This window comes from Chitinibacter sp. ZOR0017 (assembly GCF_000799095.1).
GTDB lineage: Bacteria > Pseudomonadota > Gammaproteobacteria > Burkholderiales > Chitinibacteraceae > Chitinibacter > Chitinibacter tainanensis.
This window is the reverse complement of the sequence record NZ_JTLG01000016.1, coordinates 57,513-77,229: the sequence shown is the minus strand read 5'-3', so window position 1 is coordinate 77,229 and position 19,717 is coordinate 57,513. Positions and strand designations below refer to the sequence as shown.

General features: G+C 59.7%; 17 protein-coding genes and 3 tRNA genes. 7 read left to right on the top strand and 13 right to left on the bottom strand.

The genetic code is table 11. The features are described from left to right. The 4 genes from L991_RS05135 to L991_RS05120 all read left to right on the top strand — a co-directional run bounded on the left by L991_RS05135 (position 1) and on the right by L991_RS05120 (position 1,084). A tRNA-Gly gene (locus L991_RS05135) sits at positions 1 to 76 on the top strand. A gap of 37 nt (positions 77 to 113) precedes the next feature. Continuing rightward, positions 114 to 187, top strand: a tRNA-Cys gene (locus L991_RS05130). Between the two features lie 86 nt (positions 188 to 273). Next, a tRNA-Leu gene (locus L991_RS05125) sits at positions 274 to 358 on the top strand. Between the two features lie 255 nt (positions 359 to 613). Beyond that, the gene (locus tag L991_RS05120) at positions 614 to 1,084 is read left to right on the top strand and encodes a hypothetical protein (protein WP_156128991.1); all 471 of its coding nucleotides are present in this window, start codon (positions 614 to 616) and stop codon (positions 1,082 to 1,084) included. Positions 1,085 to 1,162: 78 nt separating this feature from the next. Here L991_RS05120 and L991_RS05115 read toward each other — a convergent pair whose 3' ends face one another. Continuing rightward, positions 1,163 to 1,807 (bottom strand): pyridoxamine 5'-phosphate oxidase family protein, encoded by a 645-nt coding sequence (locus L991_RS05115; RefSeq protein WP_047393043.1) that lies wholly within the window; start codon positions 1,805 to 1,807, stop codon positions 1,163 to 1,165. 258 nt (positions 1,808 to 2,065) lie between these two features. Here L991_RS05115 and L991_RS05110 point away from each other — a divergent pair, with 258 nt between their 5' ends. Further along, positions 2,066 to 2,956 (top strand): CPBP family intramembrane glutamic endopeptidase, encoded by an 891-nt coding sequence (locus tag L991_RS05110; RefSeq protein ID WP_047392989.1) that lies wholly within the window; start codon positions 2,066 to 2,068, stop codon positions 2,954 to 2,956. A gap of 78 nt (positions 2,957 to 3,034) precedes the next feature. Then, a complete protein-coding gene (locus tag L991_RS05105) occupies positions 3,035 to 4,462 on the top strand; it encodes a PLP-dependent aminotransferase family protein (RefSeq protein WP_047392986.1) in 1,428 nt (475 codons plus the stop codon). Between the two features lie 59 nt (positions 4,463 to 4,521). On the opposite strand, the gene L991_RS05100 is transcribed toward L991_RS05105, so the two are convergent. Beyond that, entirely contained in the window at positions 4,522 to 5,427 is a 906-nt protein-coding gene (locus tag L991_RS05100; RefSeq protein WP_047392984.1) for a LysR family transcriptional regulator, read from the bottom strand. 95 nt (positions 5,428 to 5,522) lie between these two features. Here L991_RS05100 and L991_RS05095 point away from each other — a divergent pair, with 95 nt between their 5' ends. Next, on the top strand, positions 5,523 to 6,482 hold the full coding sequence (locus L991_RS05095) for an SMP-30/gluconolactonase/LRE family protein (RefSeq protein WP_047392981.1): 960 nt from the start codon (positions 5,523 to 5,525) through the stop codon (positions 6,480 to 6,482). On the opposite strand, the gene L991_RS05090 is transcribed toward L991_RS05095, so the two are convergent. The 11 genes from L991_RS05090 to folD all read right to left on the bottom strand — a co-directional run bounded on the left by L991_RS05090 (position 6,451) and on the right by folD (position 19,585). After that, positions 6,451 to 7,893, bottom strand: coding sequence for an efflux transporter outer membrane subunit (locus tag L991_RS05090; RefSeq protein WP_052190633.1), 1,443 nt, complete (start codon positions 7,891 to 7,893; stop codon positions 6,451 to 6,453). The genes L991_RS05095 and L991_RS05090 overlap by 32 nt on opposite strands. A 10-nt stretch (positions 7,894 to 7,903) precedes the next feature. Further along, entirely contained in the window at positions 7,904 to 9,859 is a 1,956-nt protein-coding gene (locus tag L991_RS05085; protein WP_047393038.1) for a MacB family efflux pump subunit, read from the bottom strand. Further along, entirely contained in the window at positions 9,852 to 11,030 is a 1,179-nt protein-coding gene (gene macA, locus L991_RS05080) for a macrolide transporter subunit MacA (RefSeq protein ID WP_047392978.1), read from the bottom strand. Before macA ends, L991_RS05085 begins: the two co-directional genes overlap by 8 nt. Positions 11,031 to 11,374: 344 nt before the next feature. Beyond that, positions 11,375 to 12,085 carry an electron transport complex subunit E gene (locus tag L991_RS05075; RefSeq protein WP_231550487.1) on the bottom strand — a complete coding sequence of 237 codons (711 nt, stop codon included), beginning with the start codon at positions 12,083 to 12,085 and terminating at the stop codon, positions 11,375 to 11,377. A 4-nt stretch (positions 12,086 to 12,089) separates the two neighbouring features. Beyond that, positions 12,090 to 12,716, bottom strand: coding sequence for an electron transport complex subunit RsxG (rsxG, locus tag L991_RS05070; RefSeq protein WP_052190632.1), 627 nt, complete (start codon positions 12,714 to 12,716; stop codon positions 12,090 to 12,092). Continuing rightward, positions 12,713 to 13,768: an RnfABCDGE type electron transport complex subunit D gene (locus L991_RS05065; protein ID WP_231550486.1), complete on the bottom strand. Its 1,056-nt coding sequence runs from the start codon at positions 13,766 to 13,768 to the stop codon at positions 12,713 to 12,715. The genes rsxG and L991_RS05065 overlap by 4 nt, the downstream gene beginning before the upstream one ends. Next, on the bottom strand, positions 13,765 to 16,104 hold the full coding sequence (rsxC, locus tag L991_RS05060; RefSeq protein WP_081986546.1) for an electron transport complex subunit RsxC: 2,340 nt from the start codon (positions 16,102 to 16,104) through the stop codon (positions 13,765 to 13,767). Before rsxC ends, L991_RS05065 begins: the two co-directional genes overlap by 4 nt. After that, positions 16,104 to 16,664, bottom strand: a complete 561-nt coding sequence (rsxB, locus tag L991_RS05055; protein ID WP_028449901.1) for an electron transport complex subunit RsxB — start codon at positions 16,662 to 16,664, stop codon at positions 16,104 to 16,106. The genes rsxC and rsxB overlap by 1 nt, the downstream gene beginning before the upstream one ends. Continuing rightward, positions 16,661 to 17,242 carry an electron transport complex subunit RsxA gene (gene rsxA / locus L991_RS05050; RefSeq protein WP_028449902.1) on the bottom strand — a complete coding sequence of 194 codons (582 nt, stop codon included), beginning with the start codon at positions 17,240 to 17,242 and terminating at the stop codon, positions 16,661 to 16,663. The genes rsxB and rsxA overlap by 4 nt, the downstream gene beginning before the upstream one ends. Positions 17,243 to 17,410: 168 nt before the next feature. After that, on the bottom strand, positions 17,411 to 18,442 hold the full coding sequence (locus L991_RS05045) for a quinone-dependent dihydroorotate dehydrogenase (RefSeq protein WP_047392975.1): 1,032 nt from the start codon (positions 18,440 to 18,442) through the stop codon (positions 17,411 to 17,413). A 288-nt stretch (positions 18,443 to 18,730) separates the two neighbouring features. Continuing rightward, positions 18,731 to 19,585 carry a bifunctional methylenetetrahydrofolate dehydrogenase/methenyltetrahydrofolate cyclohydrolase FolD gene (folD, locus tag L991_RS05040; protein ID WP_047392973.1) on the bottom strand — a complete coding sequence of 285 codons (855 nt, stop codon included), beginning with the start codon at positions 19,583 to 19,585 and terminating at the stop codon, positions 18,731 to 18,733. Positions 19,586 to 19,717: the final 132 nt, after the last annotated feature.

Sequence of the window (19,717 nt, the reverse complement as noted above, 5' to 3'; positions counted from 1 at the left end):
GCGGGATTAGCTCAGTTGGTAGAGCGATACCTTGCCAAGGTATAGGTCGAGAGTTCGAGCCTCTTATCCCGCTCCAAATTTTTAAGAAAGCCCTGGCTTTCTTTGCCCATTACGGCGGGTTAGCAAAGTGGTTATGCAGCGGATTGCAAATCCGTAGACATCGGTTCGATTCCGGTACCCGCCTCCAAACTGAAAAGCCCAGCGTTGCTGGGCTTTTTTGTAGCGCCGCGATCTATTCAGCCGGTTGAAAGCCTGCTAAACTGCGCGCACTGTGCCCGGATGGTGAAATAGGTAGACACAAGGGACTTAAAATCCCTCGCCGCAAGGTGTACCGGTTCGATTCCGGTTCCGGGCACCACCCCATTAGCTGCAACCCAGCAACTCTAAATCGGCAGCACGTCTGTCGTAGCAAAACCCGCATCGAGCTTCGCTCTGCGGGTTTTTTTTATTGCCTACGCTTCGCACGCAGGGCTTGCCATGCCACTGTGCAGATTAATCGCCCGGGCTTGCGACCGCCTTGAACCGCCAGCGCTGCGCGCGTTACGCTAAGCACCCGATTGCACCCGCCGGCAGCGCCAATACAGCCGCCGTTTTCCAACGAGGCCACGCCACCATGCGCCATCTCATCCCCACGCTGTGCATACTCGCCACCTCGACCGTGGCCATGGCGCTGAGCAGTGCCGAGCGCCAGGTATTACTGGAATCCATCCGCCCCGAAGCTAGCCGCCAAGCCGGGCAAGCCGTGCGCTTTCGGGTCGAGCAACTCAATCACACGGGGAATTGGGCCGTTATTGTTGGTGGCCTGATGGCAGCAGAGGGCAAAACGCTAGACTGGAATAAGGCCGCGCAATGCGACCCCGATCTCGATAAGATGCTGTGGGTGGTGGCCAAAAAAACCCAACAGCGCTGGCAGGTCGAGGAAATGTACATTTGCTCGCCCGAGCCACCCTATTGGTACTTAAAGCCGAAAGTTGCCTTTGCCCGCCCCTGCCAGCTGTATGCAGGGCTACAGCTCGATGGCCGTCACACGGTTGAGCAGCAATGCCAGCAATATCAGGCGCGGCGGCAGCGACAGGCAAAGTGAAGCGCGCCAGCAGCCAAAAACAGTAGGTATATGGCCATAGCCATTATTTAACAATAGCTACAGCCATATACCCAAGCCTTACCTCACTGACCATGCCTGCGCATAGGCCGGCAGCGGCTGCGTACAGTCGGCATCGGCTTGCGGCGCGTCGCGTGTCATGGTGAGCGGCAATACCCCGGTCCAGGCGGTGATGTGTAGATCTTTTTCATCGTCTTCGGCGCCGCCACTGCGGATTTTGCAAGCCGCTTCGGCCAGGCTAATTTTTAGCACAATGGTCGCGCCCAGCTCTTGCGGGCTGCCGCGGCGAATGTCGGCATTCCGCCCCGGGGCAAGGTGATCCATAAAGGCATCTAGCGCGGCGGCTTTGGCTTCTTCGCCTTCAATCCGCTCAAACTGGCCATAAATCACCGCCGAGCGATAATTCATCGAATGGTTAAACGCCGAGCGCGCCAGCACCAACCCATCGAGGTGGCTGACGGCAATACTCACCAGCGCCCCACCGGCCAGATGCTTCATCAGCCGGCTGCCATTGGAGCCGTGAATATACAAGGCATCGTCGATCCGCCAATAGGCCATCGGCAGGCAATGCGGGCCGCGCTCATCGTGAAAAGCCAGATGACACAAATAGTGGCTATCCAAAATCGCATACAGGGTACTGGGCGCGTAATCGGCGTTTTCCGGAATGCGGCGGATACGGGTGCGGGGGCTCGGTGCGGAGGACATAGCTAGATCTCGGTGCAGATAAAACGCCAGCATAGCCAAAGCGCTGGCTCCAAGATAAGATCCATTCGCCACAAAATATCAGGTACCACTGGCATAACTCGCCCGCGGCGCCGGCTGAAGCTCGGCAGCCAGCGCCCCGAATCCCCCATGCGCCAGATTGGTGAATTTTGTGCGGTGCAATCTAGATCGCACACCGGCTCGCTATACTCAACCCAGCATTCGTCGCTAACACCGCGTATTCATACACAGGAGAAAAGCATGACCGCACCACTGGCACCCAGCAAACTAGGCTGGCTTCGCTGGCTGCTCGCCACTCCGCCATGCCGCATTTTGCTGCTTGGCCTTGTCTTTCTCGTGATGATGGGGATGAATACCGATGTAATGACCAGCTATGCTGCCCAGCCGGTCAAAGCGGCGGCACATATTATTGCGTTGTGTATTGCCGGCTTTGCCATTTATATCGCCTATGCCCATTTTATCGAGCAGCGCCAGACCAGCGAGCTGGGTGTGAATGGCCTGGGCCGCGAACTGGGAATCGGGCTTTTGGTTGGGGTCGGCTTATATACGATCTGTGAACTCGCGCTGATGGCGCTGGGGATCTATCGCATCACCGGCCTCAATAGCTGGAATTACATGTTGCCGGCCGTGGCCATGGCGCTGAGCTCTAGCGTTTTTGAAGAGCTGCTTTTTCGTGGCGCACTGTTTTTATCGCTAGAGCGCTGGTTGGGTAGCTGGATTGCACTGGTGGTTTCGGCACTGGTCTTTGGGCTGACGCATCTTACCAACCCGGCGGCGACGCTCGAAGGGGCGCTATTTATTGCGGTTGAAGCGGGTATCTTGTTGGCGGCGGCGGTTATGCTGACGCGCCGGCTGTGGCTGAGCATCGGCTTTCACCTGGCCTGGAATTACACCCAGTCGGCCATTTTCTCGGGCATTGTCTCTGGCAATGCGCCGCAGCAAGGCCTGATTCGCTCCACGATGCAGGGCCCAAACTGGCTGACCGGGGGCCAATTTGGCGTTGAATCATCGATTTTAGCGCTTACTGTCTGCACCGCCACCGGCATCATTCTGCTGCGCATGGCAGTTAAACGCGGCAAAATCATTCCGCCCTGCTGGCAACGCCAAGCCAGCACAGCAGCCAGCGCCTAACCTCTATCTCGCGCCAGCCGCAGACAAGATCCTGCAGCTGGCCCACTCTTCGCCCCAGCCTCAAGCCCACCGATCATCATGGATTTTGCCCTTTTGCTGCGCCAATATGCCGCAAGTAGCGCGCGCAGCTCGCGCCAACAACAGCTGTATACCGCGCTGCGCAGTGCAATTTTGCAGCGGACTTTAGCGCCTTTGCAGCGCCTACCGGCCAGCCGCCAGCTGGCGCGCGAGCTGAGCATCGCCCGCAATGCGGTGGTGTTCGCCTATGAGCAACTGGCCAGCGAAGGGCTACTGGAAAGCGGCCCGCGCGGCACGCGGGTGGCGGCGCTGCCGGCTGTCCCCAGCGCGCCGCACACCCCGCAGCGCGGTCTGTCGCAACGCGGGCAGGCCTATCAGGCGCCATTTGCCGATGTCGATACCCTGGCCCCGTTCACGCCTGGCGTACCGGCACTGGCCGAATTTGACCACGCCCGCTGGCAACGCTTGCTGGCCAAGCAATGGCGTAGCGCTCGCCCTAGTCAGCTGGCCTATGGACAGGCGGCCGGTGAGCCAGCGCTACGCGAAGCGATTGCCGGGCATTTGCGCGCCGCGCGGGGTGTGGTTTGCGATGCCAGTCAGGTGTTGATCACCGATGGCACCCAAGCCAGCCTGGACTTATGCGCCAAGCTGTTTGCCGATGTGGGCGACGTGGCCTGGGTGGAAGACCCCGGCTACGGCGGCGCGGTGAATGCCTTTACCAGTGCGCAATTAGCCGTGCGCGGCATTGCCGTCGATGCCGACGGCATCAAGCCCAGCGCGGCCGATTGGCAAACCCCGCCACGGCTGATTTATGTAACGCCCTCGCATCAATATCCGCTTGGGCATGTGCTGAGCCTACCGCGCCGCTTGGCGTTGCTGGCACAGGCGCAACAGCATGGCACGCTGATTATCGAAGACGATTACGATAGCGAATTTCGCCGCGCCGGTCCGCCGCTACCGGCAATGCAAGGCTTGCTGCCCGACGCACCGGTGCTGTATCTGGGCACCTTCAGCAAATCACTCTTCCCCGCCTTGCGCACCGGCTATCTGGTGGTGCCGCGCGCCTATGTACAAGCGGTCACGGCGATGCTGGCGCAATGCTATCCGCGGGGCCGCCAGCTAGAGCAACTGGCACTGGCCGAGTTCATTCAAAGCGGTGAATACGCCGCGCATTTGCGCCGGATGCGCAAGCTCTACAGCCAGCGCCGCGATGCGCTGAGCGCCGCGCTTGAGCGCCATTTTGGCCCGCATGCCACGCTGTACGGCGGCGCCGCCGGCATGCATTTAGCACTCGAGCTCAGCCCCGAATTCGACGCCAGCGCCAGCAGCCAGCAGGCCATCGCCCACGGCCTGATCGCCCGCCCGCTCGCGGCGTATTGCTGGCAAGCCGAGCACCGGCGCAATGGTTTTATCCTCGGCTACGCCCAGATCCCAGCCGAGGAAGTCGATGCTTTGGTGCGGCGGCTGGCGGATTACTGCGGGCTATAATCTATCCGGGTATGCACTCAAAAGCATTAATTTTTATAGCCTCCAATCCAATACACTACCTAGGTATCAAGAACCTGGGTCGATTCGCCCAGCTCGGCACGGATAAAATCAATCCAGCTGCGCAACTTGGCCGTGGGCTGCAAATCCTGTCGCCACACCAGCGAGAGCGGCCGGCTAGCTAGCGTCCAGTCGGGCAGCAGTCGCTGCAAAGTGCCGGCCGCCAGCGCGCTACTCAGCAGATAAGCGGGTTGCACCACAACGCCCATGCCTTGAAGCGCGGCTTGCAATAAGGCCTCGCCGTGATTGCACACCAGCCGCGGCACCACCGGCACATTGATGCTCTGTTCGGCCTGCTGAAAGCGCCATTGCGCCCGCTTCCCCCACGCGCGCAGCGCCAGATGCGCATGCTGGCTTAATTCAGCCGGATGCTGCGGCACGCCGTGTTGCGCCAGATACGCCGGGCTGGCGGCAGCGAACATCGGCGGTGTACGCAAGCGCAGCGCCACCAGCTGATCACCGCTAATCTCCCCGGCTCGAAAAGCCACCTCAACCCCCGCACCCAGAAAATCCACTACCTGATCACTCAGCTGCAAATCAATATTCACCTGCGGATACTGCTGCAGGTATTTGGCCAGCAGCGGCGTGAGGCAATGTGTGCCGAAAGATACCGGGGCGGTAATCTGTAAAGTACCACGTGGTTCGGCGCGCCAATCCTGCACCACCTGCTCGCAATCGGCCACTGTGCGCAGCACTTCTCGGCAGCGCTCCAGATACACACTTCCCAGCTCCGTGAGCTGCTGCCGGCGAGTGGTTCGCGCCAGTAAGCGCGCCCCAACAGCGTGCTCCAGCGCCTGAATATGCTTGGCGACCATGGTGCTAGACAGCCCCAGCTCATCGGCAACCGCCGCAAAACTGCCTTTTTCTACCGCCCGAACAAACACCGCCATGCTAGTGAGCTTATCCATTCCACACCAATCGTTGTCAATCAAACAATCAAATCGCAGTTTATCAACGAATAGCGGCCAATAGACAATCAGCACTCCCTTTTTGGAGTACACCCATGCCCCGTTCTCTCTTTATGCAATGGCTATTCACGCTGGCGTTGAGCAGCGCACAGCTGCAAGCTGCCCCGACCCAACATTTACCCGCCGACTGGTATCCCGAAAGTCTGACCGCCAGCCGCGATGGCGATCTGTATGTCGGCAGCTGGCATCAGGGGGCCATTGCCCGCTTGCCCGCCGGCGGGGAGCCCGCTGAGCTGCTGGTTCCTAGCGGGCAGCTGGGTCTGCGCAATACGCAAGGTCTGCTGGTAGACGACGCGCATGATGCGCTGTGGGCCTGCTCGGCTGATTTTGGCTACAGTACAGCGCCGAGCAGCCCCAGTGCCTTGAAAAGATATGCCCTGCACAGCGGACAACCTGTGGCCAGCTACCCGCTGCCCGCGCAGGGGATTTGCAATGATCTGGTGCTGGATACCCATGGGCGCATTCTGATCAGCGATTCCGGCCAGCCACGCATTCTGGCCCTGGAGCCCGGCGCCAGTGCGCTCAGCGTCTGGCTGGAAGACCCCGCGCTCGCAACCGATCGCCAACAAGGCCTTACGCTCAATGGTCTGGTGCTCGACGGCCCCACCCTGTATGTCAGCAAAGTAGCAGCTGTACCCTATCTGCTGGCCATCAGCCTCGATGCCGCCGGATCGCCGCAAGCTGTGCGCCAACTGCCCTTACCCCGGGTCTTAAAAAATGCCGATGCCTTGCGCCGGCTTGGGCCGCAGCAAATTGTGATTTTCGAGAGCGATACCTTTGGCGCAAGTGGCAGCGAGGGCGGGCAAATTACGCTTCTAGATTTGCGCGCGCCCACGCCGCGATTGACAGTACTGGCTAACGGGCTCGATAGCCCATCCTCGGGCGCAATTAGTCAGGGTCGGCTGTACTGGATCGAATCGGGCTTTCGCCAACTCTTTCAACACGCGCCCTCCGGTCAAGCCTTTACGGTGCAGTCGCTGGCGTTGCCGCGCTAGCGGCCAGCTGCGCCGGGGTGCTGGCATCCGGCGCGCCACCCAGTGCGCGGTAAACATTGCTACTGGCTACTGCCAGCTGATAGCGCTGCTGCAGTAGCTGATTTTGCACCTGCTGCCGCCGCGCCTGCGCGCTGAGTACGCTATCAAACTGAATCACCCCGGCCCGATAGCGCAGTTCGGTTTGCCGCTCGGCCTGCTCGGCATCGCGCAATTGCGTGGCCAAGAGTGGCTGATTGGCTTGCAGCTGGCTGCGACTGGCCAGCGCGATTTCCACTTCCTGCAGCGCCTGATACAGCTTTTGCCGGTAGCCAATCACCGCGGCTTCGTAATCCAGCGCGCTGATTTTCAGCGCGGTATCGCGCTTATGCCAGTTGATAAATGGGAGCACCAACCCGGCACCGAGCTGCGCCACGGGATTCACCAGCAGATTACTCAGCTCCTGGCTATTACTGCCCAACGAGCCGGTGAGCGACAGGGTGGGATACCAGCTTTTTCGGCTCACCGCTTCGTCGGCAAAAGCCGCTTGCAGATTGGCGCGGGCGCTGGCCAGATCAGGCCGCCTATCAAGCACCTCGGCGGGCAAGCCCGCCGGCACAGCAGGAAATTCGCTCGGCAGCGCAGCCTGTAGCTGGGCGTAGGTGGCCGGGGGCTGATCGAGCAAGGTGGCCAGCGCCCAGCGGCTTTTATCCAGCGCCAGCTGGGCTTCGAGCACCCGGCTACGCTGCTGGGCCACGCTATCTCGTGCCTGCGCCACATCCAGCCCAGACACATAGCCCGCCTGATAGCGGGTATTCACCCGCGCTTGCAGCGCTTCGGCGCGGGCCAGATCAGCCTGCGCCAGGGTCAGGGCGGCTTGCTCGCGGGCGATGGCCCAGTAGGCTTGGGCCACTTCGCTGCGCACCGATTGGCGCAAAGCCTGCCAATCGCTGGCGCTGGCCGTGGTGCGCCAGCTGGCGGCGCGGGTTTGATCGGCAAGCTTGCCCCACAGATCAAGCTCCCAGCTCGCCGATAAACTCAGCCCGAACGAATCGCTGGTATGGCGCGCCGGATCGAGCTGCCAGGCGGCGCCCGAACTCGCCGAAAGGCTGACATTAGGTAGCTGGGCTTGCTGATTTTGCGTCACCAGCAAACCAGCTTTGCGCCAGCGCAACGCGGCCTGCGCCAGATCGGCATTGCGGCTCAGAGCCTCGGTTTGCAACTGCAGCAGCTGCGGGTCGGCAAAGCTGGCCCAGAATGCCGCATCAGCTGCCGGCTGGCTGGCCTGACTGGCCGTAGCACTTTGCCAGCTGGCCGGGGTATTCACCGCCGGCGCTTGCCAGGCCGGGCTCGCGCACGCGCCCAGCAAAGACAGCAGCGCCAGCGATACACCCACGGGTATAGCCTTATAAACCTTATCAAATTTATCCTGCATAGATATACCCCTACTCGCGCGCCAGCGCTTCAATCGGCGCCAACTGCGCAGCCCGCCGGGCGGGCAGAAAACCGAACACCATGCCAATCCCGCTGGCGCACAGCACCGCGATACTGATGGTGGAGAAAGACAGTACCATCTGGAAATCTTTCACCAGCATATTCACCAACAGCGCCAGCGCCCCGGATAGCCCGATCCCAATCGCTGCGCCCAGCAAACACACCAGCACGGCTTCGATCAGAAACTGGCTGCGAATATCGCCTTGCCGCGCGCCCACGGCCATGCGAATGCCGATTTCATGCGTGCGCTCGGTCACCGACACCAGCATGATATTCATCACCCCAATGCCGCCCACCACCAGCGAAATCACCCCGATCATGGTCAGGAAGAGCTTGATGCTATTGGCCGTGCTTTCAAACGACTTCATCAGGTCTTCCATGGTGCGGGTGTAAAAATCCTGCTGGCCGTGTTCTAGCCGGATGCGGCTGATGATGGCTTGCTCGGCCGCCTTCACCGGCAAGCCGGGTTTTACCTGCACCGTGATCAGATTGAAATGCAGCTGGCCAAATAGCCGGCTGGCCGCGGTGGAATACGGCAGCCACACATCCAGGCTATCGCTACTCATAAATCCGCTGGATTTCGCCTCGGCCACGCCGATCACCTGCACCGGTATCTTGCCCAGCAAAATAATCTGCCCAATGCCATCGGCGCTGCCAAACAATTTGGCGCGCGTACTTTCGCTGATCACCGCCACCTGCGCCTGCCGGCGCACATCGTCATTGCTAAACGGCACCCCGGCTTTAAAACGCTGATCGCGCAAGGTGAAATACGCCGGCGCCACGCCCTGCACGGCAGCGTTGACGTCGATATTCTGGTAGCGCACCCGCGCGCCAATTTGCGTCAGCGGCGTCACCGCAGCCACGTAGGGCTCGGCCTCAAGCGCGCGTAGATCTTTTTCGCGCAGGGTTTTGATGCTGGCGGCTTTGTCATCCCCCGGCCCTGTGCCGGGGCGGATATCAATATTGCTGGTGCCCAGGCCCGAGAAATTATCCAGCACCTGTTTTTCCATCCCCTCGCCCAGCGCCATAATCGTCACCACCGAGGCAATGCCGATAATAATCCCCAGCATGGTCAGCAAGCTGCGCATGCGGTTGGCCAGCAAGGCGCGCAGTGCCATGGTAAAGGCCTCTTGCCAGCGCCCCAGCAAGGCCTGCGCCTGCCGGCTGTGATGCAAGCCTGTGGGCGCCACTTCGGGTACGTCCAGCGCTACCCGCGCCGGATTGGGCGCATCCGAAACAATCTCGCCATCGCGAATCTCGATAATCCGCTCCGCCTGCGCCGCCACCTTGCTATCGTGCGTCACCAAAATCACGGTATGGCCCTGTGCGTGCAGCTCTTGCAGGATCTGCAGCACATCTTGGCCGCTGCGGCTATCCAGCGCCCCGGTCGGCTCATCGGCCAAGATCACCTCGCCGCCATTCATCAGTGCCCGGGCGATCGACACCCGCTGCTGCTGGCCACCGGAAAGCTGCCGCGGTCGATGTGCCAGCCGCTCACCCAGCCCAAGCCGGGCTAATAATTGCGCCGCCCGCGCCTGGCGCTCATCGGGTGGTGTGCCGACATACACCGCAGGCATCGCCACGTTTTCGGTGGCTGTGAGGCCACCCAGCAGGTGATAACGCTGAAAAATAAAGCCAAAATGATCGCGGCGTAGCGTAGCCAGCTCGTCGGCATCCAGCTCGCTGACTTCACGCCCGGCAAAGCGATACGAGCCGCTGCTGGCGCTATCTAGCCCACCCAGAATATTCATCAAGGTGGATTTACCCGAGCCCGATTGCCCGATAATCGCCACCATTTCACCGCGGCGGATGGTGAGATTCACCCCGCGCAAAATCTGGACGACTTCATCGCCGGCCGGAAAGCTGCGAACGATATCGCGTAATTCAATAATCGGCGTCTCAGCCATGGCCAGGCTCCGGCTCAGGGTGGCCATCATCGCCAGGCTTTTTGCTGCTGTCGGCACGGCTCACCACGACTTTTTCGCCGGCTTGCAGGCCTTTACGCACCTCGGCATTCACATTGCCTTTCACCCCGATCTCCACCTGCCGCGTGCGCAGCTGGCCATCGGCTTCTAGCACCGTCACCGTATAGTGCTGGCCTTTGGGCTGGCTTAGCGCCGCCACCGGCACGGTGAGCACATTGCGTGCCCGATCCAGCAGGAAAGTCACTTGCGCCGTCATTTGCAGGCGCAATAGCCCTTGCTGATTGGGCACCAGAAACAGCGCATTGTAGAAAATCGCGTTATTGATGGTTTGCGGCGTGGGCTCGATACCGCTGATTTTGGCCTCGAAGCGGCGCTCCGGCGCACCCAGCACGCTAAAGTACAGCGGTGTACCGGGTTTGAGGCGCACGATGTCGGCTTCGGCTACCTGGGCTTTCACCTGCATATTGTCCATCGCCGCCAGGGTCAGGATCGGCGGCGCGGACTGGATCGCATTCACGGTCTGGCCTTCTTTGGCGGCAATCGCGGTCACCACGCCATCCATCGGCGCCACAATGCGGGTAAAGCCCAGATTGGTGCGGGCTTTTTCCAGCCGCACTTGCGCTTCTTTCAGCTGCGCGGCAATCATGCGGATTTCCGCGCGGCGGGTTTTCACTGCGAGCTGGGCAGCATCGAACTCTTTGCGCGCGGTGGCATCGCCGCTCAGCATCAGCTGCTGCCGCGCCAGCTCTTGCTCAGCCTCATCCAGGGCGAGTTGGCGCACAGTTTGCTGCGCCTCGAGGCCATCAATCGCGCTTTGGGCCGCGTCAAATTCGGTTTTGGTGACGCTAGGGTCAATCTCGGCCAAGAGATCACCTTTTTTCACCCGATCGCCCAGCGCCACCGCCAGATGCTGAATCTGCCCCGACGCCTGTGCGCCCACTTCGACCGTTTTGGCCGCATCGACCACACCAGTGGCCAGCACCGAGACTTCAACGTCGCCCTTGCTCACCACCGCAGTAATTACCTGGCTGGCCGGATCAACCGGCTTGCGCCCCCACAGCCACCAGAGCGCACCCACGATGAGCGCGAGCCCCACCCAGCGCCAGAATCCCAGCTTGCGCCAGCCCTGCTTGATTGCCGCCAGCCTACTCATACCTTACCTCATTCACTCTGCATATTGGTTAGGCGCTAGCATAATCCAAAGCCACTACCCGGCAATAGCGGGCAAGCTTAAGTGCGACTTAATACCGTGTGAATAGGTCGCAGGCATAAAAAACGGCGCCGAAGCGCCGTTGCAGGCGGCTGACAAAGTGGAAGAGCTATCTCCTTCAAGTCTCGGCCAAGCCGAGCCTACGAAAAAAGACTACCAATCTACAGCCTTGATGTTCTATACCCACCCCTCCCGTCCCCTCCGTGAGGGGCGCCTCGCTTCGCGAGTAGGGTTGGTCATCAAGCAAAAACGGCGCCGTAGCGCCGTTGTTTTGGTATTGCCGCAATTTAGCTGGCGGCCTGTGGCTCCGCAGGGGGCGGGGCTAAGCGGGCGGCGGCTTTGGCACGCGCCTCGGCGCGACGATCCAGCGCCTGCTTACCGGCAATCAAAAAGCCCAGGCCAATAAACGCGCCCGGCGGCAGAATCGCCAGCAGGAATTGATAATTGTAATGCGCGGGGATCACATGAATCACCCAGCCTTGCGCGGCGGGGCCAAACACCAGATCAATCCCCGACAGCAGCGTGCCCTTGCCCACCAGCTCGCGCATTGCACCCAGAATCCCCAAGACCAGCGTCAGGCCCAAGCCCATAAAAAAGCCATCCAGCGCCGACTGGCTCACTGGATTTTTCGAGGCAAACGCTTCGGCCCGCGCCAATACGATGCAGTTGGTCGTAATCAGCGGAATGAAAATCCCCAGCACCAGATACAGATCGTGCACATAGGAATTCATCAGCAGATCCACCATCGTCACCAGCGCGGCAATGATCAGAATAAAGATCGGCGCGCGCAGCTCATTGGGGACAAAATCACGGATCGCCGCAATCGCCGCGCCGGAAATCAGCATCACGATACTGGTGGCCAAACCGAGCGAAACGCCATTGATGATGTTGCTGGACATCACCAGCACCGGGCACATCCCCAAAATCGCCACCACACCCTGGTTTTGCTTCCAGATGCTGTTGTAGATAATGTCTTTTGCGTCTTGCCAGCTCATCATGGCTTTAAGCTCCAAAAACCACAGCCGGCTGTGCGGCCACATAATCGAGGGTGTTTTTCACCGCTTTCACCACTGCGCGCGGGCTGATGGTAGCGCCGGCGGTGTAATCAAACACCCCACCGTCTTTTTTCACTTTCCACTCGCTTGGCGCCGGTGCGGCCAGCGATTTGCCATCAAAGCCTAAAATCCATTTGGATTTGAGCACATCGATGTAATCGCCCAGCCCCGGGGTTTCTTTATGCGCCACCACGCGCACGCCCAGCACTTGCCCGCTTTTGCTCACGCCGACCAAAAGTTTGATCTTGCCCGAATAACCATCCGGCGCCACGGTTTCGATGACCGCGGCCACGGTTTGGCCAGCTTTTTTGGCGCGATAAATCTGCGCGCCAACCTCGTTATTCAGCTGCTTGAGCGCCGCCGCATCCTGGGCAACGGCATCATCCAGCAGCTGATTATCAAAGCTGCCCGCCGGCAATACCTGCGCAATCAGCGCCACTTTGGCGGCTTTTTCATTGCCCAGCACAATGTCTTTGGTCAGCGTATAGGTTCCCGCCATCAGAGCGGTGAAGGTCAGCGCAAACACCAGCAAGGTCAGCGCGCCACGCACGCCGTTTTGCAGCATGGTTTTCATGCTTTCCCCCCTTTCGCCCCAACACTGCCACGCTTGCGGCCAAATACCGCCGGCTGGGTGTATTGATCGATAAATGGCGCGGCAATATTCATAATCAGCACAGCAAAGGCCACACCATCAGGGTAACCGCCGTAGGTGCGGATCAACCAGGTGAGCAAACCAATCAAAGCGCCGTAGATCAGCCGCCCCAGTGGGGTGGTCGGGGCCGAAACCGGGTCGGTAATAATGAAAAACGCGCCCAGAATCGCCGCACCGCTAAAAGCGTGGAACAGCGGGCTGGCGTAGCGAGCAGGGTCGATCAGATGAAACAGCCCCGAAAACGCCAGCAGGGCGGCCAGAAACGCTACTGGCTTATGCCACTGAATCACGCGCTGCTGCAGCAAAAACAGCCCGCCCAAGAGATAGGCGGCGGCAATCCAGCCCATTTCGCTCGGCAGCCAGCCGGCCTGAAAAATCGCGCCCTGCAAAATATCCGGCAGTGCATGTTGCTGGGTCAGGCCGGTTTTTACCGCATCCAGTGGCGTAGCCGAAGCCAGGGTATCGAACGCCAAGCCCTGTGGTAATTGGCCCGTGAGGATATACCCAAACTGCTGCCAGCTAGTGAGTTCGTGCGAGAGCAGCGAGAGTGGCGCATTCCAGCGCCCCATCTGCGCGGGGAATGAGACAATCATCACCGCAAAACCTACCATCGCCGGGTTAAACGGATTTTGCCCCAGGCCGCCATACAGATGTTTGGCCAGCCCAACCGCGATCACCGTAGCCAGCACAATCATCCACCAGCTCGATAAAGGTGGCAGCGACAGCGCCAGCAGCCAGGCCGTAACCACGGCCGAGCCATCGGTGATAAACGGCTTCACCGGATAATTGCGCAGCTTGAGGCAAGCTGCTTCGGTGAGCAGCGCGGTAACGGTGGCCAGCAGTAATTGCAGCACAATGCCGGCGCCAAACACATACACATACACCGCAATACCGGGCAGCAAAGCACCGGCAACTTTCAGCATCACCAGCTGCAAGGGAGTGGGTTTTACCACATGGGGAGACGTTCGCATCATGCCTGACCTTCATCTTGCGCAGCTTGTTTCGCTGCTTTTTTCGCGGCGGCCGCAGCCATGGCGGCACGAATCTTGGCCGCTTTATCCGGATCGATCCCCGCTGCGGCTGGCGCTGCGGCTTCTGGCGTAGACTCTGCCGCCGGGGCGGTATCTGCAGCTGCGGCTACTTCTGCGACCACTTCTGTCACCGAGGCTGCGGCAGGCTCGGCGCCCGGCGCGACTTCGCCGCCTTCTTTGGCAGCTTTGCGTGCCGCGGCGGCAGCCATGGCCGCGCGGATTTTGGCCGCTTTTTCTTCGTCGAGCGCCGGTTTGGCGGGGGCTGCCTCAGTGGCGGCGCTCGCGGCAGGGCTTGGCGCCACAGCGTCTTTATCTGACGCAGCGGCGGCCGGGCTAGCGGCGCCTGCTTCTTTAGCGGCTTTCTTCGCCGCAGCCGCCGCCATCGCGGCGCGGATCTTGGCGGCTTTTTCTTCATCGAGCGCTGTCTTGGCTGGGGTATCTGCCGTAGACGCACCCTGATCAAAGCTTGCAGGCGTATGCTCTACTGGGGTATCTGCACTAGCCTTTTTCGCTGCCGCAGCGGCTTTAGCCGCTTCAATTTTGGCGGCGCGCTCGGCGTCGCGGGCCGCGCGCTCTTCGGGGCTGAGCGCCTCTTGCGCGGCTTTTTCGGCGGCGCGTTTTTCCATTGAGGCGCGAATCTTCGCGGCTTGCTCGTCGCTCAGCACGTGCGGCACTTTGCCATTGCCGACCTGGGTAGGTGGTGCCGCCAGATCGCCCGCTTCGGCTTTCTTGGCCGCGGCGCGCGCCATAGCCGCCTTGATTTTGGCCGCTTTGTCATCGGCATCCGCGGCTGGGGCGCCCGCATCGGCGCTGGCCGCAGCGGCAGTTTCAGCCGGTTTCGGCGCCGCTTTGGCAGCGAGGCGCGCGGCTTTTTCGGCTTTTTCGCGCTCTTCGCGGAATTGCTTGAATTCATGCCGCTGGCGCGCGGTATCGGCCGATTTTTTCGCGCGTTCAGCTTCCCAGATTTCCGATTTGGCAAAACGGTAGTAATCCACCAGCTGAATGCTGGATGGGCACACATACGCACAGGCGCCACATTCGATACAGTCGAACAGATTCCATTCCTGCGCCTTGCCGAAGTTTTTGCTGCGCGAGAACCAATACAGATCCATCGGCTGCAGCTCTTGCGGGCAGGCCACCGCGCATTCGCCACAGCGAATACATGGCATTTCGGGCGCTTTGGGCGGGAAGCTGGCGGCGTCCATCGCAATCACGCAGTTGCCGGCCTTGGTGAGGCCCACCGCAGTCGATGGCAGGGTAAAGCCCATCATTGGGCCGCCATAAATATATTCGCGTGCGCTGCTGCCACCGGCAAAGGCCAGCAAATCATCAATCGGCGTACCGATCAGCGCATCCACATTCCCGGGCTTGACCACGCCGCCCGTCAGGGTGACGATGCGCGAAATCACCGGCTCGGCTTGCTCCAGCGCGGCATAAATACTGTAAATGGTGGCCACGTTGAAACACTGCACGCCCAGATCGGTCGAGCGCACGCCACTTGGCACTTCTTTATTGGTCAAGAGCTTGATCAGCTGCTTGGCGCCGCCGGATGGATACAGCGTAGGCACCACCACCACTTCGGCGGCGAAGCCGCAATGCGCCAGCGCTTCACGCAGGGCATGCACGGCTTCGGGTTTATTGTCTTCCACCCCGATCAATACTTCGCGGGCATTGAGCATTTTGCGCACAATGCCGATACCGGCCACGATCTCGATCGCGCGTTCGCGCATCAGGCGATCATCACAGGTGATATACGGCTCGCATTCGGCGCCGTTGATAATCAGGGTTTGCAGCGCTTCGCGCCCGCCCAGTTTCAAGTGCGATGGAAATACCGCCCCGCCCTGCCCCACCACGCCCATCAGCTGCAGGTAATCGCGAATCGCTTTACCATCGCCGCGCTCTAGCGCGCCGCGCCAGTCAAATTTATCGCGGGCAATCCATTCATCGCGACCATCGCTTTCCAGCGTCACGCACCACTCAGCCAAGCCGGATGGGTGCGCGACCTGCCGCGCATCAATCGCTACAATCCGGCCCGAGGTCGGGGCATGTACCGCCACCGACAGATTGCCATCGGGTGCGGCGATCAGCTGCCCTTTGCCGACGATATCGCCGACATTCACCACGCATTTGGCGGGGTTGCCGATGCTTTGCTGCAGGGGGATTACCAGCTGCGCGGGCAGCGGGCCACGCGCAATCGGGCTACGGTTGGAGAGGTCTTTCATTTCCGGCGGATGCACACCGCCGTGGAAGGGGAAAATCTCGCGGGTGGTTTCCAGCATTAGGCCACCTTCTTCAATTGAATGATCGGATAGCGCCATTTCCAGGTGTTCACGTTTTCACCCACCGGCACAATGTCGATACAGTCCACCGGGCATGGCGCAATACACAGCTCACAGCCGGTACATTCGCTTTCGATGACGGTATGCAGATGTTTGGCTGCGCCCACGATGGCATCCACCGGACAGGCCTGAATACACAGAGTACAGCCAATACAGGTGTCTTCGCGGATGATGGCGACCGAGCGGGCTTTTTCGGCGCTGGCGCCGCCATCGTCGAAGGGCACAAAATCCTTGCCTAGCAAATCGGCCAGTTTGCGAATGCCGTCTTCGCCACCCGGCGGGCATTTATTGATTTCGGCTTCTTCGTTGGCAATGGCGGTGGCGTAGGGTTTACAGCCCGGGAAACCACATTGGCCGCATTGGGTTTGCGGCAGGATGGCATCGATTTTATCCACCAGCGGATCTTCATCCACTTTGTATTTAATCGCCGCAAAGCCGAGGATTGCCCCCAGCACCAGCGCCAGAATGGCCATCACGGCCAACGCTAACAGAAAACTCATTTCACCAACCCAGCAAAACCCATAAAGGCCAGACTCATCAGCCCTGCGGTAATAAAGGCCGCCGGCGTTCCTTTGAAGGCCTGCGGGATGTCCGCCCCTTCCATGCGCTCACGCATGGCGGCAAACAAAATCAGAATCAGCGAGAAGCCCACCGCCGAGCCAAAGCCAAACACCAGCGATTCCATCAGATTGTGGCGCGCGGTCGAGTTGATCAGTGGCACGCCCAATACGGCACAGTTGGTGGTGATCAGCGGCAGGTAAATCCCCAGCGCCTGATACAGCGCCGGGCTGCTTTTGTGAATAAACATCTCGGTGAACTGCACGATGGCGGCGATCACCACGATGAAAGACAGCGTGCGCAGGTATTCCAGCTTCCAGACGATCAAGAGCTGATCCATCATCCACGAAGTACCCGAGGCCAGCGTCAGTACAAACGCGGTGGCCAGGCCCATGCCGATCGAGGCTTCCAGTTTCTTGGAAACCCCCATAAACGGGCATAGCCCCAAAATACGCACCAGCACAACGTTGTTGACCAGCACCGCGCCGACCAGCAGCAGCAGGTAATGACTAAAATCCATAGACTCTCACCGGAAAATCAAGGGTGAGCCCGCAATTGGCTCACAAAGCACCCGATATTGTAACGAAAAGCAAGCCAGCGCGACCCGGGTCTAATCAAAAAAATACGATGAACTAAAATTAATAATCCATAAAGCCGATATGGTTTATCAGCCTAATCGCACAGCACCTTACTTACCTTGCCGCAGCGCCGCCAACGCCGCCGCACATTCGCTCACCAAGCTTGGGCCCTGATAAATCAGCCCGCTATATACCTGCACCATGGCCGCGCCAGCGCGGATCTTTTCTACCGCATCTTCGCCACTCATAATGCCGCCCACACCAATAATCGGCAGCGCGCCATCCAGTACTTGCGCCAGCTCGCGAATCACCGAGGTAGACTTGGCCCGCACGGGCTCACCCGAAAGACCACCGGTTTCCTGGCCATGCGGCAGGTTTTCGACCCCGGTACGCGACAGCGTGGTGTTGGTGGCGATCACGCCATCAATCTGGTGCGTGACCAGCAGCTGGCCGATTTCCTGAATCTGGTTGTTATCCAGATCCGGCGCGATCTTCACCGCAATCGGCACATAGCGACCATGTTGCTGCGCGAGTTTTTCCTGCTCGGCCTTCAGTTGCGCCAGCAAATCGCCCAGCTCATCACCCTGCTGCAGCTGGCGCAGATTTTTGGTATTCGGGCTGGAGATATTCACAGTGACATAGCTGGCCGCCGCATACACTTTGCGCAGACCAATCAGATAATCTTCCGCGGCTTTTTCTATGGGGGTATCGGCGTTTTTGCCAATATTGATGCCGAGTACACCGCGATACTGGGACTGGGTAACGTTATCGAGCAGATTATCGACGCCGCCATTATTAAAACCCATGCGGTTGATAATGCCGCGCGCCTCCGGCAGGCGGAACAGGCGTGGCTTCGGGTTACCGGGCTGCGGGCGCGGTGTAACCGTACCGATTTCCAGAAAACCAAAGCCCAGCTCGCCCAGCGCATCAATATAATCGCCGTTTTTATCCAGCCCCGCCGCCAGCCCCACCGGGTTGGCAAATTCAATCCCCATTACAGTCACCGGATCATTCGGTACAGTCGGGGCCAACGAGCGCAGAAAACCCAGACTATTGAGCAGGCCCAATCCTTTAAACGCAGCGTGGTGCGCGCGCTCGGCTTCGAGCATAAACAATAGCGGTTTGGCGAGTTGATAAGCCATATTGTGTACCTTCTCCAGTGACACCAACGGCGCCCACCGGGCACCATTGGCTAAATTGCGGCGTATTTTCGCCACTCAGCTTGCTAATAAACCCCACTCGCGAAGCGAGGCTCCCCTCAAAGAGGGGACGGGAGGGGCGGGAATAGAACATCAAGGCTGCAGATTAAAAGCCTTAGTTCCCAGGCTCGGCTTGGCCGAGACTTGAAACATACTGTTATTCCACTTGCTCAGCAGCCTGTGCAGCGTATTTTCGCTGCTTGTTTTTAAGTTGCGCTACGTGTGGTTGGCTTAGCCGATGCGGTTCACGCACGCGTCGTAGGTATTTTGCATCAGGGTGGCCACGGTCATCAGACCAACACCGCCCGGCACTGGGGTGATCCAGCTGGCGCGCTCTTTAGCGGTATCGAATTCCACATCGCCACACAGCTTGCCGCTTTCCAGCCGATTGATACCCACGTCGATCACGATCGCGCCTTCTTTAATCCATTCACCCTTCACAAAATTCGGGATGCCTACGCCGGCCACCACCACATCCGCACCCGCCACTTTGGCGGCCAGATCTTTGGTTTTGCTGTGGCAAACGGTCACCGTGGCACGCGCGAGCAAGAGCTCAAGCGCTTGCGGACGACCAACGATATTCGACGCGCCAATTACCACCGCATCTTTGCCCACCAGATCGATGCCGGTTTTCTCCAACAAAGTCATCACCCCGCGCGGCGTGCATGGGCGCAGCAGCGGCATTTTCAAAGTAAGGCGGCCGATATTATAAGGATGGAAACCATCCACATCTTTCACCGGATCGATCAGCTCGATCACCTTGTCGGCATCAATGTGTTTAGGCAGTGGCAACTGCACCAGGATGCCATCCACGTCGTCATTCTGATTGAGCTCGGCCACCAGCTTCAGTACATCGGCTTCGCTAGTCTCTGCGGGCAGATCGTAAGCCAGCGAGGTAATCCCGGCGTTTTCGCACTGGCGTTTTTTATTACCCACATACACCTGTGAGGCCGGATCGGATCCCACCAGAATCACCGCCAGCGCCGGTGCGCGTTTGCCGGCCGCCACGCGGGCATCGACCTTGGCGCGCACTTCTTGAACGATTTCTTGGGAAATGGCTTTACCATCAAGGATCTGGGCAGTCATGGCGGGAAACTCCGGCAAATGGGCAAAAACGGGATTTTCGCATTGATCGGGCTTTTTTGCACTTTTTAGCAAAATTTTTTGGGGAGGCACTTGACGCCTGTGCAGCTGCTGCGTATAGTTCGGCCTTCTCTA

What these genes read in the sequence shown, in the direction of transcription:
- L991_RS05120 (WP_156128991.1), top strand. Translation starts at nt 614, where the DNA reads ATGCGCCATCTCATCCCCACGCTGTGCATACTCGCCACCTCGACCGTG.
- L991_RS05115 (WP_047393043.1), bottom strand. Translation starts at nt 1,807, where the DNA reads ATGTCCTCCGCACCGAGCCCCCGCACCCGTATCCGCCGCATTCCGGAA.
- L991_RS05110 (WP_047392989.1), top strand. Translation starts at nt 2,066, where the DNA reads ATGACCGCACCACTGGCACCCAGCAAACTAGGCTGGCTTCGCTGGCTG.
- L991_RS05105 (WP_047392986.1), top strand. Translation starts at nt 3,035, where the DNA reads ATGGATTTTGCCCTTTTGCTGCGCCAATATGCCGCAAGTAGCGCGCGC.
- L991_RS05100 (WP_047392984.1), bottom strand. Translation starts at nt 5,427, where the DNA reads ATGGATAAGCTCACTAGCATGGCGGTGTTTGTTCGGGCGGTAGAAAAA.
- L991_RS05095 (WP_047392981.1), top strand. Translation starts at nt 5,523, where the DNA reads ATGCCCCGTTCTCTCTTTATGCAATGGCTATTCACGCTGGCGTTGAGC.
- L991_RS05090 (WP_052190633.1), bottom strand. Translation starts at nt 7,893, where the DNA reads ATGCAGGATAAATTTGATAAGGTTTATAAGGCTATACCCGTGGGTGTA.
- L991_RS05085 (WP_047393038.1), bottom strand. Translation starts at nt 9,859, where the DNA reads ATGGCTGAGACGCCGATTATTGAATTACGCGATATCGTTCGCAGCTTT.
- macA (WP_047392978.1), bottom strand. Translation starts at nt 11,030, where the DNA reads ATGAGTAGGCTGGCGGCAATCAAGCAGGGCTGGCGCAAGCTGGGATTC.
- L991_RS05075 (WP_231550487.1), bottom strand. Translation starts at nt 12,085, where the DNA reads ATGATGAGCTGGCAAGACGCAAAAGACATTATCTACAACAGCATCTGG.
- rsxG (WP_052190632.1), bottom strand. Translation starts at nt 12,716, where the DNA reads ATGAAAACCATGCTGCAAAACGGCGTGCGTGGCGCGCTGACCTTGCTG.
- L991_RS05065 (WP_231550486.1), bottom strand. Translation starts at nt 13,768, where the DNA reads ATGATGCGAACGTCTCCCCATGTGGTAAAACCCACTCCCTTGCAGCTG.
- rsxC (WP_081986546.1), bottom strand. Translation starts at nt 16,104, where the DNA reads ATGCTGGAAACCACCCGCGAGATTTTCCCCTTCCACGGCGGTGTGCAT.
- rsxB (WP_028449901.1), bottom strand. Translation starts at nt 16,664, where the DNA reads ATGAGTTTTCTGTTAGCGTTGGCCGTGATGGCCATTCTGGCGCTGGTG.
- rsxA (WP_028449902.1), bottom strand. Translation starts at nt 17,242, where the DNA reads ATGGATTTTAGTCATTACCTGCTGCTGCTGGTCGGCGCGGTGCTGGTC.
- L991_RS05045 (WP_047392975.1), bottom strand. Translation starts at nt 18,442, where the DNA reads ATGGCTTATCAACTCGCCAAACCGCTATTGTTTATGCTCGAAGCCGAG.
- folD (WP_047392973.1), bottom strand. Translation starts at nt 19,585, where the DNA reads ATGACTGCCCAGATCCTTGATGGTAAAGCCATTTCCCAAGAAATCGTT.